A 16342-nucleotide genomic window follows, 5' to 3' on the forward strand; every position below is an offset into this window, starting at 1 on the left:
TTCCTCAGATTAGAGGCCTACACGGCCTGTTCCGTTAATTAGTTTGTTTAGAAGCTCGTCAAATGTGGTCATAAATCTGGAAGCTGCGCTGTAAGCATGCTGAAATTTGATCAGATCAGTCATTTCCTCATCCAGCGATACACCACTAACCGAAGCTCTGTTCAATTCTACTTGCTCTGTCAGCTGTTCGGCATTTTTCGCCTGACGTTCGGCTTCCTGCGTCTGGACACCTAGTTGTCCGACTATAGAGCTGAAATAATCATCCATGGTACCTGGTGTGGATAAAGCAGCACCAAAATCAAATTTGGCTGTCTTTAGTCCCGCCATGGCCAATGCCATATCATTATTCCCAATAACAACCTTCTCATTGGCAGTACCCGCGCCGGTTACACGCATTGAGGTAGAGATTTGGTTAGGGTCAGCAGCAATCAACGGGTTAAGTGTAATATTGCCCGCTGTAATAGCTCCGCTATCTTTAGAAGTGAAAAGCGCAAGTCCCTTCTGCGGTGTTGCGCCGCTAACAGTGTAACCTAATTGCAGCAGCCCGTTAATTCCTTTGACGGTTACTTTGGTGTCTGCTGTTATGGTCCGGTTATTATTCGCATTCGAATATGTAACAGGTGTGCCGTTAGCTCCGGTATTCAGGACAGTTCCTTCAGGTAAAACTGTTCCGGCTGGTAACGTTATTTCAATGTCGCCATTAGCAAGTGTATTGGCAAGTTGGTTCATCTGATTCTTATAATCGGTTACGTATTTATCCCGGGACATAAACATGCCATAGACTTCTCCGCCGGTAAGTGCCCCTCCGTCGTATGCGGCCTTTAATCCGTCCGCCGTTACTGCGGTTACCTGATCACCAGTCACAACCAATTGACCGCCCAATGTCACTTGGTAGCCGTCACTGAGCTGTGTAACCTGAACATTGGCAAGCTTGGAGAGCTTATCGATGGCCAAGTCCCGCTGGTCCCGGAGATCGTTAGGATTATCACCCAAACCCTCAAGCTTGGTAATGTTGTTATTAAGATCTCCCACTGTTTGCAAAAGCGAGTTGATCTCTGTGGTTTTTAGAGAAATATTGCTGGTCAGGTCAGTGGTCAGAGCATCCAATTGCGTGCTGACTTGATTCATAGCATCTGTAAGCGCCTGTGTTGTTTCTTTGACGATTTTGCGGTTGGTAATATTCTCGGGATCCTGACTCAGGTCAGACCAGGCATTCCAGAAATTATCCAGAACCTTGCGGATACCGGTATCTGATGGTTCATTCACAATAGATTCAAGCTTTTGCAAGGTGTCGAATCTGACATCCCAGTTGCCTGAATTTGAGCTTTCATTGCGGTATTGGTCATCCAGAAAACTCTGTCTCACCCGTTCAATCGACGTGAAATCGACCCCCGTGCCCATTTGTCCGGCTGCTGTAGAACGCAAAAATCCATAGGCTTCCATAGGAAGAGAGGCCTGCATCTTCACGACTTGTTTTGAATAACCTTCTGTATTGACATTAGCAATGTTATGACCTGCCGTGTTTAATGCAGCCGTTTGGGTGTTCAGGCTTCGTTTGGCGGTTTCTATACTATGAAATGTTGAAGTCATCTTTTACTCCTCCAAAATTAGGCCCGAGAATCAAAAAGTCCGGAGCGTTGCACTCCAGCTGTTTTTCCCGCCGGGTGATGATAAGTCGCTTCTGTCTCTGAATAATAAGACATGCTTTCAATAGAAAAGTCTATATAGGAGAGTGCCTGTTCAAGAAGCTGTTGATTCAGCGTATTGGCTTCCTTCAGCCGCTGCAATGTACCGGATAGCTTACGCTGCATATGAAATAACTTTTGTTTCTCTTCAGGATCAAATACAAGCCTGGACAACTCAGTCAGATTCAAATTCAGGTTGGAACGTATTCCCACCCCCTGCAAAAAAGCATATGCCGCTTGCATACGTTCTTCCTCTAACTGCTCAATCAGCTTCATGTGCTTAGACTCTTTATTGAGAAGTTGAATAAGATAATCTACTTGGTTTGTCTTAATAGCATCTTTCTTAAGAGCGGCCAATTCCAACATCTGCAAATGCGCTTCGTCCAGCCGCTCTAGTGCTTCCAGCAAGGTTGTCAATGTCATGGATGGATTCACCTAATTCTCGGAGGATTGCTTGAAGTAGGGGGCGAGTGTGGCTGCGAGCTTAGCTGCATCGACTTGGTAGGTGCCTGCGGAAACTTGCTGTTTCAAGCTTTCAATCTTGCTCGCGCGTTCAGCGTCAACTTCTCCGCTTTTCTGCGCCTGTAATAGCTTTATCGCTTCATCAGAGATCGAAACTTCATCCTTGCGTGTGCTTTTCTTTAGTTGTTCCTGTCTTTGCGCTTCCGCATTGCGTTGATACGGATTAATTGCATTAATACGTCCGGTCTCGTTAATTTTCATAACTTCCACCTTCCTTCTGATATAAAAAAGCCGATAATCTTTACTAAGTTTATCGGCTGCATTTGAAACATTCTTTATAGCTGCAAGCGTTCTTTTCTGGAATTTATTAATCCCGGTGCTTGTCGACGGCCCTATATGCGCCCTCGCCCGGCCTTTTAGAGGTCTCTGCCGCAGCGCTTTCCTTGACCGCATTTGAGATATCCTTCCGCAACCGGCTGCGGCAGCTGTCGCACATATGACCATCCCGGATCAGGGTTCCACAGACTTCACAAGGGTACATCATATTCGGCGCATTCGCTATAGAAATTCGGCCTTCACGAATAAAACGGGTGATTTCCTTAATCGGAATCTCCGTTGCATCGGACAGCTCCTGAATATTAGTGCCTCTATTTTCACGCAAATAATTTACACAGATTTCATATTGATGTTCCAAATCCTTAATACAGGGCTGGCACAGTTCCATGATGTTTTTGACGTATAACCGGCCGCACCGTGGGCAATTGTCTAGATTCATTTCAGCAGCGGCTCCCTTCCATACATTTTGTGCAGCGTATAAAGTTCTTATGCTCCTAGATTACATGATTGCTGAAGTTTCGTCTATCATTAGTATCGGTTATAAAAGCGCTATGTTTATATTAGTTTTACAAATATATACTGAATGCCTATGGAGAATACTGAAGATCTAAGATCGGGCCCAGGTCAGGCTGTAGATTTCTGCAGTATAGCCAAAACTGGCGGCGAACAATGTAATGGTTTCCGCACAAGCACGGATGGTGCTTCCTGTAGTGTAAATATCATCAATGATGATGATCTGCAAAGGCGGCGGCTGCATCTGCCGTCCGGATGCTTCAAGCCAATTGGCAAACTGTGAGCCAACTGCTGAATCAGGGTTGACTGCAAACGCATGCTTCATATCCGCCAGCCGTTCGGCCCGGGTTTTGAAGCTCTGTTTGCCGGTATGATGGGTGCGGACCAGCAGCGGCAGCTGCGGAACCCCTCTGCGACGGGACAAGACGTCTGCAAGCCGCTCCGCCTGATTGAATCCGCGTTCAGCAAGCCGGGAAGCACTGACGGGAACCGGGACCAGCAGATCGGCTTGCCATAGGCGGTTGCGTTTGCTTTTTATAGCAGGATTTAAGTGATCTCGCTGCTTAGAGCCTCCATCACGCGGCGTCGGCCCCCGCTCTGCTTGGAGGATCGTATATGCCTCATCCAGCATCAGTCCAAGCAAAGGGCTCAGCCGCTCGTTGCCGCGATATTTATACTGCCCCAGAATTTCACGCATCCCGCTGGTGTAGGCTACAGCACTGCGGTTGCAGACAATCTGGGCAGGTCCGCTGCTGCGGCTGCAATCGGGACAGCCCACATGGCGGCCGCATTTGGGGCAGCGCGGATGGTGAATCCAGGGGATTGAAGCTTGGCAGCTCTTGCAGACTCCCGGGAGCGCTGAGGAAGCTCGACTTTTTTTACCGCATATGAGACAGTCCATAGTGGACGGAGCCAGCAGGGACCGGGCTACTCTGCTCCATGTTCCTCTCAACCTCATAAACTCACTTCCTTGCGTATGTATCCCTGTGTACGGGCAATCGTATTCATCGTTCGAATCTGCGCGGCCGCACCCCGTTGAGATTTCGTCCATTGCGGAGAGAAGAATAGAACAGTCCCGGCTGGATCTTCCGTGGAGCGCCCGGCTCTTCCGGCCATCTGCACCAGCGAAGCTTCGTCAAAGAGGCTGCTGTCGGCATCCAGAATCAACACATCACTGCGGGGTACGGTAACTCCCCTTTCAAGTATGGTGGTGGTGACGAGAAGCGAGATTGACCGGCTGCGGAAAGCCGCAACCTTCTCGGTTCTTGCCGGGTCCTGAGAGGAGGTCCCCTCTATTGCAGCTTCTGGAAAGCTCTGGCGGAGAAGGTCCAGCAATCTTTCGATGTGGGCTATCCGCGACACAAAGAGAAAGATTTGTGCCTCACGGGCAAAGGATTTGCGAAGTGCATGCAGCAGCTTCTTAGGCAGAATCCCGCGCTTCAAGCAAATGTTGAGCGGAGGCACTTGCAAATGCTGCGGCACCGGCAAGGGATGCCCATGGAAGCGGACAGGCACCCTGGCATGCGGCAGCTTGCCGGACCGGGCCAAACGCTGCAGCTCTTCCGGAGGTGTAGCCGACAGGTAGATGAACGATCCTCCCGGTTTGCAGGCATGCTCCGCCGCAAATGCCAGCATGGGATCGTTATGATAAGGATAGGCGTCGAGCTCGTCGATGATGACGAGGTCGAAGCTCTGGTGGAAGCGCAGCAGCTGATGGGTGGTGGCCAGGGTCAGCCGGCCAGAGGTCCAGCGGTCTGCGCTGCCGCCGTACAGCACGGCGAGTGTCTCCGCCGGGAATGCCCGTGCGAGCCGCGGCGCCAGCTCCAGCACAACGTCGCGCCGCGGCGTTGCGACGAGTGCGTGGCCTCCGGCAGCGAGCACTGCCTCCAGGAGCGGGAACGTGATCTCCGTTTTCCCCGCTCCCGTGACGGCCCAGAGCAGGAACCGCTCTGGGCTGGATACGGCGGAGCGCTGGCGCGGCTCCGCCAGGAACCCCAGCGCAGCGCCGGCGGCTCCCGCCTGCGCCGCGCTTAGCCCCCACCGGCGTGCCGCCACGGCGGGGGAGCCCCCGGCCGTGCACCGCACGGCCGGAGAAGCCGCGCTGCGCACGGCCGGAGAAGCCGCGCTGCGCAGCAGCAGCGCGCAAGCCCGGCTGCGCCCGAGTGCGAGGCAGGCCTCGCAATAGGCGCAGCCCGCAAGGCCGCACGCGGCGCAGGCCGTGCGGCCCGTGGCGGCGCTGCCGCAGCGCAGGCAGCGCACTCCCGCGCGGCGGGCGGCAGCGCCGCGCCAGGGCAGGTGCAGCTGCGGCAGGCGAAGCGCCGCAGCGTGCAGGAAGCGGCCGGCGAGGGCAGGGAGCCGGCCGCCAGGGAGGCGTGCGGAGGCGCCGCGCGCCGTACAGCAGCCTCCTGCGCTGCGAAGCGCAGGAGCTTTACCCACAGCGGCCTCCAGTCTCAGCCGCCCCTGCAGCTGGGCAAGCTGAGCCGCAGCACGCCACTGTCCAGCCAGCCCGGGAAGCCGTTCCGCAAGGAGTGCTTCCACTTCAGGTTCCAGCAGCGAGCGGCCCTCCAGCACTTTCACCATTAGTTCCGCCTCAGCTCCAAGAGCCAGGTGTCTTCCGCCTCCTTCAGCGTCTATCACCGGCCTGTACTTTTCTGCCTTCATATATGCCTTCCCATGTTGCACAGCGGTAACCTCCGGTGCATTAACCAGCGTACAGACAGAAACCCCTTGGTATAATCTCTCCTCGCCCCAGTCTCCGCCTGCATCACGTTCCTCTGCAATCTCTCTCTTAAGAACCTCTGCCATATATTTTTTCCAATCTTCTACCTGCCATTGCCACCCCCGCAGGGATGAACTCCAGCTCTCCCTCAGCTTCACAGCCCAACCCAGGGGGAGTACAGAGGAGAGGATCACCAGCTTGTCCACAGCCCTGGTATTCCAGCCCTCCCGTTCTTCTCCAGTCCCGCTCCACCATAATCTGTCTACATTCATATCGAGTGAAACTCGTATCTCCCAGCCCCCGCTAAGCTCTACTGCGTATACTGCTGCCTGCAATCGTTCCGCCTCCTAAAAATATTGGTAGCCTAATTTCTTTGAATCAGCTTGGGCAAAACCAGCATCGAATACCAAACTTAAGTCGCACCATCCTCCAGAGGATTCCACTCCACAACTCGTCTCTTGAACTTCCGGCTGAATCATAACCGAAGAAAATAATCACACTAATGGGTAGCTATGAATCGGGGCTTACACGACTGTATATGTTGTACAATATGCAAAAACTGTATCAGTTTGGTGTGCTCAAGCAACTTATTGTTGTACAGTCCGCAAGATTTTTGTTAATTTGGCGTGCTCAGGACACAGAGTGTTGTATAACATACAAAATCTTCGCCAATTGGTTCTTCTTATCGCACACATTATTGTATTACGTGCAAGATTTTTGAAGATTAACGGCAACCAGAAAAACCCCAGCTTACTTAAGCTGCTTTATTTGGATTTATACATTTTCTAGAATTTCGCAATTTCCCAAAATACAAAAAGCACACTCCCCCAAATTTGGAGAGTGTGCTTCACCCGTTCCTTGCATTGCCTGCATATGATATGATTATTCGCCTCGCTTTGATCTGCATCCCTTGCTCCACGGCATTTGCAGAAAAGACAGCGGAACAGCTTGCCCCGATTCTCTTAAATCCACTATGATGCCTGGCTGAAGCTTACGGTCTGATTCCAAAAAGCTGATAGGTACAGCCGGGGCAAATTCCAGTGCAGAACCACCAAGGGCAAGCCGTAAGGCTACATCCATCGTTGCATCACTCGACCCGTCATCCATTAAGGTTACCTGAAGCCTCTTTCCGCTCAGCAAAGCATGGAAGGTCAGCGCTCGGATATACCACTCCACCACATATTCATGATTACGGGTGATAAGAATGTAATGAAGCCGTTTGCCAGACTGGCTGCGCTGCCGGGATTGCTCCCCCTTGTGCAGAATATGAACCAGTAATACTGCAATAACATAGATGGCCGCAATCCATATTAACTGGGCTACCATGGAGATACACCTCCTCTTATACCGACACTATATGCCGATGATAAAAGGTCGGTGACTGCCCAGAGCAGACTGGCGTCTGCCTTCCCGCCCCATACTATACGGTTCCAAACATTCAGCCTGCACGTGTACAGCCAGGTTGCTTTTCATCCTTACAGGTATAACTCAAACAATACTCTGACTGCAGCAGAGCAGCTGCAATCATTATATGTAATATTCAAAAAAACAGCGGCGTATTAGAGGGTTACCCACCCATACTTAATCGAATTAATGACAGCCTGCGTACGATCGTCAACCTCCATTTTTTGCAGGATGCTGCTAACATGGTTTTTGACGGTTTTTTCGCTGATAAAGAGATATTCTCCAATCATCTTGTTGCTCTTGCCCTCCGCCATCAGCCGCAGTACCTCCGCTTCACGCCGGGTCAGGGGATTGTTGTCACCAGCGACAAATTTGACGCCAGCCTCTTTAACCGCGGTTTCTGCAATAGCTCCTGTCTCATTGAGATACGTCATGCGGCGCAGCTGGTTAATCAGCTTCCCGGTGACCTTCGGATGAATGAAGGCATGTCCTTCACAGACAGAACGGATAGCATTGATCAGCGATTCCGCCTCCATATCCTTCAGCAGGTATCCATTGGCCCCCTTGCGCAGTGTTTCAAACACATAGCTCTCATCATCATGAATCGATAAAATAATCACTTTGACATCCGGGAACATTTCCCGCAGCTTTTGCGTAGCTTCCACACCATTTTCAATCGGCATGTTGATGTCCATCAGTACGATATCCGGTTTGTTTTCATTGCAAAATTCAAGCACCTGGATACCGTCACCGCATTCTCCAATAACCTCAATATCTTCCTCCATATTCAAAATCCGCTTAAGCCCTTCACGAAACAACTGATGATCATCGGCCAAAAGAACTTTAATGGGCGATTTGCCAGTATTCTGGTTTTCCATCACATTACTCCTTTCCTTTTTCCACATTCGTTGGAATGTGAATTACGATTGTTGTGCCTTGATTCTCGGCTGACAGGATCTCCATTCTTCCTTCGAGCAGTTCCACGCGTTCCCGCATGCCGACCAGCCCAAAGCTTTCGCGGTTTGCCTGTTCACTGGTTTTTTTTACATTGAAGCCCAACCCGTTATCCTTCACGACAATTTTGATCAGCTGTGCCTGATAGGTGATTTCCACCAATACGTAACTTGGAAAAGCATGCTTGGCCGCATTCGACAACGCTTCCTGCACCAGACGGTATACTGCTGCCTCCATGGCTGATGACAGCCTGTGCTCCTTGCCCCTCGTTTCAAAGGAGGTACGGATTTTCGTCTTTTCCTCGTAATCATGCACGTATTTCCTAAGTGTCGGAATCAGTCCCAAATCGTCGAGCGCCATCGGGCGAAGATTAAAGATCACCTTCCGCATTTCTTCCAGACTGTATCTTACCTGCCCTTTCAAGTCTAGTACTTCGTCTTGCACCAACCCAAATTCCTGCTTTACCAGCATTCTTTCTACAATTTCCGTCCTTAGGACTAGATTCGCCAGCATTTGAGCAGGACCGTCATGAATTTCCCGGGCAATTCTCTTCCGTTCCTCTTCCTGAGCCAGGATTATTTTTAGTCCGATCATCTGTCTGTTTTTCGCAGATTCGACAATTCTAGTCACTTGTCCTAGTTCTCCGGATAGATATTCCAAAACAACGCTCATTTGCGAACCGATGGATTCAGCGCGCTCTACCGAATTTTCGACACTGCGGACACGCATCTGCAGTTCATCGCGCCTGCTTCGAAGATAGACCTCCCGCTCCCTCGTCATCATGAGTTCTAGCTGAAGTTCTGTTGCTTTCTCATAAGCGACCCGGATATCCTTCTCGGAGTAGCGGACAAAATCCCGGCTGACCTCCGTCAGCCGGATCCGGGAGCGGTGGTACTGAAGCTCCAGCTTGTCTACCTTTTGTAATGTTTCATCCGTTTCTTCCATAACCCGCTGCAGTTCTTTGGTGAGTGCAACAAGCTCATCCCGTGCAACCTGCAATATTTCAAATATCTGATACTTGCTGCTCTCCATCACGTCGATGGTATTCTTAATGACGCGATCTATCGCATCGGCTTGAAATTCCACGGATGCTTGCCCCATTTCTATCGGATCGTATTAAAGGCTTTCCTTTAATATTACCATATCACGATTCGATAGTTACGGTCTTCGTTTTCTGTTCCCATTTTACGGTTAATCCCAGCTGTTCCGAGACCAGTCTTAGCGGTACTAAAGTCCTGCCCTGTAGGATTAAAGGCGCTACTTCAGCAGTTTTGCGTTTACCATTCAATACAAATTCCTTTTTGTTAACCGTCAGGTCAAGTGCCTTGGCTCCACGGAGCACCATAATTTTCTTGGTGTTTTTATCCCATGCCGCACTGCCGCCAAAGGCATCCAAAACGACTTTAATCGGCACATAGGTGCTTGCATCTTTGACAATTGGAGCCACATCGATCGCCTTCTTTGCGCCGTTGACCGTTATGGACTTGGAGCCGATACTCATTGCAGCGGTTCCCTTTGGAAGTCCGGCTTCACTGGAGAGCGAAGGCATTACGAAAGATATATTGTCAAAAGCAACCGTACCTGTCTTGGCCCGCTCATCCTGGCCTTCTTCCACATTGACCACATACAGGCGCTTCAGCGCTGCCGGGAATTTGATGCCCGAACCTGACAGATCAATATTGAGGCTCTTCCAGCCGTTCCAGTCGATTACTTTGGCGAGATCGATATAGGATATGGCTCCGCTTCCGTCAACGACCTCAGCCCGGAGCCAGTTAAGACTCATATCCCCCTTCACATCAAGCGACATGGATGTTGCCGCAGCAGGAATGTTTTTGCCGCTGGTTCCATTAAGCTGGGCATAAGCGTACATCTTACCGCTGCCGGCTGTCATATCATAGCTGAGTGACAGCACTTTGGAGCCAGCTCTTTCTGCAGTGCCGGCCGCAACTCCAGCTGTTCCTGTCACGCTGTTAACATTGGATGTAAATGCAATAGGATAGCTTACATTTTCGAAATTCTCCCATGGGGTAGCTGCAGCGGCCGATAGTACAACTGCTGTGCTGAATCCGTCATAACGGGCGATAGCATAACCTGTCGTCACTCCAGGGTCTACCGAATCGACCGTCAATTTGCCGTCCTGCACACTGCCCTTAAAGCCGATAAGCTCCCATTTCAAGGATGCAGGTGGAACGGTAAGCGAGGCTCCATTTTCTGCCACAGCTGTCACCGGCACCGATACTGATGCTCCTGGGGTAAGCGGTGCTGTAGCTGTCCCCACCGTCAGGCTGGATAAATTCTCACCACCCAGTACCGTAACCTCCGTCGAGGCACTGGCTGCGCCGCTGGCAGCCTTTATTGTCGCTGTACCGGCTTTGACTGCGGTGGCTTCCCCGCCGTTTACAGTTACGCTTCCGTTACTTGCAGTCCACGAAGGGTTGCCGGATGCTACATCAATTGGATTGTAGTAAGTATCATAACCTTTTAATGAGTATGTTGCCTTTTGCCCGATCAGCAGTACTGTGCTGCCGCTAATCTTAATCCCTTTCACTTCCCCCTTGGGAGCCGAGGTATAGACACCCAGGCCATTGACGACACTGCGCTGCTCGGTGCCATATTCGGTATTGAAGGTAAGTGTGGTGGAAGTTTCCGCAAGCGGCCGGTCTACCATCGTTGTAGAGCCGCCTCCGTCCAGATTCATGCCTTTCCAGACACCGATGTTCGACATGAAGTTTTGCAGTTCAGTCAGCGACATGCCTGCGCTGTTGGCATTATCCTCCACTGCAATCACGTACACATACTGTCCACTCTGCGAATAACCCAGTGCTGTACGGGCGCGGAAGCCGCCGATACTGGAAGTCGAACGGGAAAAGGAGGTCGCCTTCCCATCGTTCACCAGAATGGTATGTCCTCCGATCATCATCTGCAGGCTGGCCGGATCAAGCTCCTGCTGCGTGGATTTGGACTTCAGGGTGTACGCACTGCTGAGCTTTTGCCCTACAGCAAGATGGTTTTTCACAAACTGTGCCCCAAGTCCGTGTGTCCGTAAGATGTAGGCTCCTTTTGGAACAGCCATGGACAAGGCCTTATCTGCTGAAATCTGGGTGATGATATCATTCTCTACAAGCACCTCTGTAGGTGTAGTGGAGCTGTTCTTAGGACGCTCCAGCGCAGTCCAGGCATCTGTATAGATGTAAGCCGCATTGGCATGACTATACGTAGAGCTGCCGTCCTCGGGGCTGTATGCCCCCTTATTGATGCCTGCCAGCGGAAACTGCGCTCCGTCCTCTGCAGTAAGCAGCCCCTCGAACGAATACTGGTCGATTACGGGCTTGCGGTCCTTGGTCACAGCAAAGGCGTACATTCCGTTAAGCTGCGAAGGTGTAGATACTACAACCCCGCCGGATACCTGTCCCCCGATAGGGGCACCTTCACCGCCTGTATTGAAATAGTCACCGTTTACTGCGGCTACCGCTCCTGTCTCCGCAGCCATACCGCCGGTACTTTGCCGTGTAGTTAATTTGCCGCCTTTGCCGGTCATTACATCCAGGGATACGTAAGGATTGTTTAGATCTACGCGAATCACATCTGCCAGACCGGTTGCCGTTTTCCCGGAACGGACCGTTGTGAATTTATACTTCATCATAATAGCCCCTGAGGTAATGACCTCTTCACCCAGCTTGGTTACGTTCAAGGAGGATGCTGCTTGGGCAACAGAGGCCGATCCCTGAGCCCATTGCGGCAGCCCCTCATTGCCCAGGACAGGCATGATCCACAACACACCGGCTAATGAGGCAGCAATCCATTTTTTAGCCGGCAGCTTTTTCATTCCCCGTAGCTGTTCCTCGTTCTTCTTCCCCATGAAAACTTCATTCATTTCAGCGTAACTCTCCCATCTCCATTATCAAATATAAACGTCTTTCAAAGGCAGGCACCACGTTCCTAGTTTCCTGCTATACCTTTAATAGACTGATTTCGAGAGGAAAAGTTGCGAATATTGCTAGACTGGGTCCAATTTGTCAGCTGACTAAAACGGTTCCTGGAATGCAAAAAGGCCCCGTATCCACGGGGCCTCCGTACAACATGACTCTCTTTACAAATATCCGGCCATGGTAAGCATCCGCTGCAGCATAACTGCAGCTTGGGCGCGTGTGGCATTCCCCTGAGGCTGGAATTCAGTGGTAGTCATCCCCAGGATAATCCCTTGCTGCACAGCCTTCGCAACAAATTCAGCAGCTTGGTTCTGAATCTTGGAGCGGTCTTTAAATGCTGCCAATGCGGTAGCAGAAGTTCCATTTAGAGTTATCGGATGTCCGGTATACTCCATAGCCCGGATAATCATAATCGCCAGCTGCTCGCGGGTGATATTATCATTGGGGCGGAATGTCGCATCCGTATTTCCGGTAATCACTCCCGCTTTGGCAGCCGCACCAATATAATCGCCAGTTTGGGTGGAAGGCTGCACATCTCTAAACCGCTGTGCCGTCTCACGGTTGCCAAGCAGCCCCAGCCCGCGGCTTAGCATGACCGCAAATTCTGCACGGGTAATCTTCTGTTCAGGCTTGAAGGTGCTGCCATAGCTGCTGTCGATTATATTCTTGGCGGCAAGCTGTGACACAATAGATTTGCTCCAATGGCTATTCATATCAGTAAAGCTCCGGGTCGAGAGGAATGTGCCCACGACCTGGTTGCCTACAGTACTGGCTGTAACCACTGTATAACTGCCAGCCGAACTCAGCTTGGTAGGGAGATAAGCGGCATCATAGTAGGCAAGATCCAGCCGGGCCGCCGAAACTTGCTCACTATTCAGCGTAGCTGTCGTACGGACTGCGTACTCTGCTGGTACGCTCAGCGCGGTAGTGTTGGCATAATTGCTGCTCACCACTGCGCTCAAGCGGATATCCATAAGTCCAGTGACGGTCTGAAGCCCCTGCGACTGAAGCTTCTGCTCAAACGGTGTAAAGGTTCCGGCAGGGACCTTTTCCAGCCGCAGTACAAGCGAAATGTTTTTGCTGTCTGAAATCAAAGTCGCGGCAAGACTGTTCATGTTCACGTCATTCAGCGCGAGACGGTACAAATGGTCGCCATAACGTAAAAGGAAAGTAGCCTTACTGTCACGGTTAACTGCATCCAGCAGCGGTTTGAGCGGCACACTCACATAAGCTGACTGATCGGTTGAAGGCACCTCAAATGCTAATGTAGAAGTACCCTGTTTGTATACATAATCATAGCTGGCAGCCAGGCGGTCAGCGGTCAGGTTGTATCTTTTTACCGATTGGCTGTATACAGAACGATCATCTGCTGCTGTAGAGGAATCACTTTTGAGCAAAGGATATTCTTTTCCGAACTCACTTGCTGCAAGTGTCCCCAGGTATGAGGGACGGCCAGCTGTCGAGGAATTTCCTGCCACCCCCGTCTGATTCTGTACCGAGAGCGCGGTAAAGGGAGTTAAGAGATTCCCGCTTTGATCCGAGATCGTCCCTGAACCAGACATGTAGGACAAATCAACCGTTTGACCGCTCTTCACGACACTGGATAACATCAATTTAAGCGAATTGCCAGAGATATAGTAGGATTGTATACCAATAGTGCTGCCGTCAAATCTGACCCCGAATTGGTTGGCGTTCAGCGCTGATGAGGCTTGCATGGTTTTGCTGAATGTTACTAGCAGTTCGTCGCCCGTTATTGTTGCTGAACTAATATCTGAAACTGTGGTTCCCGAAATGTTTACGGGCTGCTGATTCAAATAGGGAGCGCGGTTACCGTTAAGATCGATGATCCCTGAAGTCCCCGGTACATATGAAACTGTAGTCGGCTGATTAACCGCCAGCGCACTCTGGAGCGTCAAGGTAACTTGATTGCCGCCAGCGGCTACTGCCGTAACGTAGTTAGGTTTACTGCCTACCAGAACGGAAAACTGGCTGATCATTGGGAGACTGCTTGAGGATAACCCCTCGTTATACGTCAGTATGATTTTGTTGCCGGAACCTGCCGCATTCTGAAATCCCGGAGGCACATTATCAGCACTGTTGCGGATATAAAAATCACTAAAATTTGCTACATTTTGTCCGTTCGTATCCACTACGGGATAAGAGCCCGCAGTATAGGACACCCGGATAACCTGGGTGTTCGTTGCAGCGTTATCTAAACTTAAATTTATCTTTGCGCCACTGGATGATATAGCGTTTACCCCAAGCGAATAACCATCTGCATAAACGTTGAACTGGCTGTAGGCATTGGGATTGACTGCTTGCAGAGCATCATTAAAATTCAGCAAAACAGTTTTTCCGGTAAGAGTCCCGTCTTTTATAGTAGTCAGCGCAGACTGGACTCCGTTCACTACCTGATACTGTGAAAAGGTACTGGCATTATTACCGCTCAAATCCTGAATGGGGCGCAGCCCGCCTGAATAACTGACCTTGATAACCTGGCCTACAGTGACCCCTGTATTTAACGTGATATAGATACTATCTCCTTGAATGGAAATACCGTCAATAGCGCGCTTCTCATCATTAACGGTAACTGCAAAGCTGGATGGCAGCAGCGCTGCCTCTGTTTTCAGCGCCTCGTCATATTTCAGACGGATCGTGCGGTTATTCTCTACTTGGGCCGACTTAAGCACGGGAGCAGTCTTGTCCAGAGAATAGGTCTGAAAGCTCCAGGCATTTTTGCCGCTTAGTCCACTGTAGATCACTTGGCTGTTGTTGGCATCCACAAAAGCGCCATTCGCAATATCCAAGTAGTACGTCGTATTATTGTCAAATGCTGCAGCGGGAGTTACAATGAACTCTTTGGCTGAGGCGCCCGCTGAGAGGGTGGATTCCAGCTTTGTTCCATCCCCTTTATATAGGATTACCGGACCGGCTACCTTATTATTAAGAACAACATTCCGGTTAAAGGTAATTTTGATCGCCGGATTTAGACTTACCGATTCGCTGCGGTCTGCCGGAGAAAGGGCCTCGATGCCAAACCCCTTGACTTCACTTGTGGTATAACTCCATGTAAGCGGACCTGAAGCCGGAAATAAATTTCCATCCTGATCATGAAAAGCTCCCTGCGGCACAGTAACGGTATACATAGTTTTTTCCAGCAGAGGATTTGCTTCTGAGGCCGCGTCTATTGTAATTGTCGGCGTACCGCCTCCGGTAACCGCTGTAGAGTTGACGTTAAAATATCTTGGCCCCCCCGAACTGTTAACCGGTGCAAGCGAGATCACTCCCGCATTCGGCATCATCGGACGGTCAAAACCTAGCAGAAGATCACTAGTAGGATTTACTCCAGTAGAACCCCCGGCAGGAGAAACGTTGGCGCCTGCTCCAGTGCTTTTGGCTGTGAAGCTCCATATGCTGCCGCTGGAGACCCCGGAGAATGTCCGGTTCTCATCATCTTTTAGCGCATAGTTATCAATCAACACATAATATGTACTCCCTGGGGTTAGCTTACTGGCCAATGTCATACTTACAGCAGTGGTAGTCCCATCCGTCTGCACATTAACATTAGGTTCTCCATCCTTGAATTTGAACTCCTGAACAAGCGTGTTATCTGCTGAAGAGATAAGCTTGGCAGACCCTCCGCCTTTTTGCAGTTTTTTATCCAGTTTGAAGCTCAGCTGATTTAGTGTTGCCGAATCTACCCGCGAGTTGTTCACCGGCGAAAACTCCGTTATCGATACTCCCTGACTTGCTTCCGGAGAAGTGGTAAATTCCCAGGATACCGCGGATGACTCAGCTCCTGATCCGTCTTTGAACAATCCTTTAGGGAGCGATACGGTATAGCTCTTGTTAGGCTCTAACGGCTTGTCAGCCCCCCATCTGATTTCATAGTAATTGGAGCTGCCGACTAGACCCAAAGTGCCAACAGATACAGTGACAAAGGGATTCCCAGCCTGAGTTATCGTGATATCCCCGTTCTGGGGATTTACCACACGGTCAAAGCTCAATTTGATCGAGGAACCTAGGCTGATATTTTTCTCTCCTGCGGCCGGCGAAGTTGCTGACATTCCAAATTCACCCGCAGCATAGACTGCCGGTGTTCCAAGTCCAAGTGTTGGGGAGACAGTCCCCAATAGCAAATCTCCTGCCAGAATGAGTGCTGCCCATATGGTAATTTTTCTTTTCATGTGGTGATAGACTCCTCTCAAGCCAAACTTTCGTTTTTACATATATTCTTATATTTCGGTTAAAAGGCTTCCAAAGTTTAGAAGGCGTCCCAGGCGAAACAAGGTAAATAGGAATCACTGAATTTTCGGGCACACAAAAAAACCCGCAGCAGC

11 protein-coding genes are annotated in these 16342 nt (G+C 50.5%); all 11 read right to left on the bottom strand.

Annotated elements, in window-relative coordinates:
• Positions 1 to 9 precede the first annotated feature (9 nt).
• The 11 genes from flgK to PGRAT_RS28650 all read right to left on the bottom strand — a co-directional run bounded on the left by flgK (position 10) and on the right by PGRAT_RS28650 (position 16189).
• Positions 10 to 1590, bottom strand: coding sequence for a flagellar hook-associated protein FlgK (gene flgK, locus PGRAT_RS28600; protein WP_025707313.1), 1581 nt, complete (start codon positions 1588 to 1590; stop codon positions 10 to 12).
• Between the two features lie 17 nt (positions 1591 to 1607).
• Entirely contained in the window at positions 1608 to 2108 is a 501-nt protein-coding gene (locus PGRAT_RS28605; protein WP_025707312.1) for a flagellar protein FlgN, read from the bottom strand.
• Between the two features lie 12 nt (positions 2109 to 2120).
• Complete coding sequence (gene flgM, locus PGRAT_RS28610) at positions 2121 to 2408, bottom strand: flagellar biosynthesis anti-sigma factor FlgM (protein WP_025707311.1); 288 nt, start codon at positions 2406 to 2408, stop codon at positions 2121 to 2123.
• Between the two features lie 106 nt (positions 2409 to 2514).
• Positions 2515 to 2922, bottom strand: coding sequence for a TIGR03826 family flagellar region protein (locus PGRAT_RS28615; RefSeq protein ID WP_025707310.1), 408 nt, complete (start codon positions 2920 to 2922; stop codon positions 2515 to 2517).
• A gap of 168 nt (positions 2923 to 3090) precedes the next feature.
• On the bottom strand, positions 3091 to 3954 hold the full coding sequence (locus PGRAT_RS28620; protein WP_051424771.1) for a ComFC family protein: 864 nt from the start codon (positions 3952 to 3954) through the stop codon (positions 3091 to 3093).
• Entirely contained in the window at positions 3951 to 6050 is a 2100-nt protein-coding gene (locus PGRAT_RS28625; protein WP_042267551.1) for an ATP-dependent helicase ComFA, read from the bottom strand. The genes PGRAT_RS28620 and PGRAT_RS28625 overlap by 4 nt, the downstream gene beginning before the upstream one ends.
• 547 nt (positions 6051 to 6597) lie before the next feature.
• Positions 6598 to 7041, bottom strand: a complete 444-nt coding sequence (locus tag PGRAT_RS28630) for a hypothetical protein (RefSeq protein ID WP_025703626.1) — start codon at positions 7039 to 7041, stop codon at positions 6598 to 6600.
• 233 nt (positions 7042 to 7274) lie between these two features.
• Positions 7275 to 7997 carry a response regulator gene (locus PGRAT_RS28635; protein ID WP_025703625.1) on the bottom strand — a complete coding sequence of 241 codons (723 nt, stop codon included), beginning with the start codon at positions 7995 to 7997 and terminating at the stop codon, positions 7275 to 7277.
• 4 nt (positions 7998 to 8001) lie between these two features.
• Complete coding sequence (locus tag PGRAT_RS28640; RefSeq protein ID WP_025703624.1) at positions 8002 to 9159, bottom strand: sensor histidine kinase; 1158 nt, start codon at positions 9157 to 9159, stop codon at positions 8002 to 8004.
• Positions 9160 to 9217: 58 nt separating this feature from the next.
• Positions 9218 to 11947, bottom strand: coding sequence for a stalk domain-containing protein (locus PGRAT_RS28645; protein ID WP_081758584.1), 2730 nt, complete (start codon positions 11945 to 11947; stop codon positions 9218 to 9220).
• Between the two features lie 216 nt (positions 11948 to 12163).
• Complete coding sequence (locus PGRAT_RS28650) at positions 12164 to 16189, bottom strand: Ig-like domain-containing protein (RefSeq protein ID WP_042267555.1); 4026 nt, start codon at positions 16187 to 16189, stop codon at positions 12164 to 12166.
• Positions 16190 to 16342 lie beyond the last annotated feature (153 nt).

This window comes from Paenibacillus graminis (genome assembly GCF_000758705.1).
GTDB classification, from domain to species: Bacteria; Bacillota; Bacilli; order Paenibacillales; family Paenibacillaceae; genus Paenibacillus_AQ; species Paenibacillus_AQ graminis.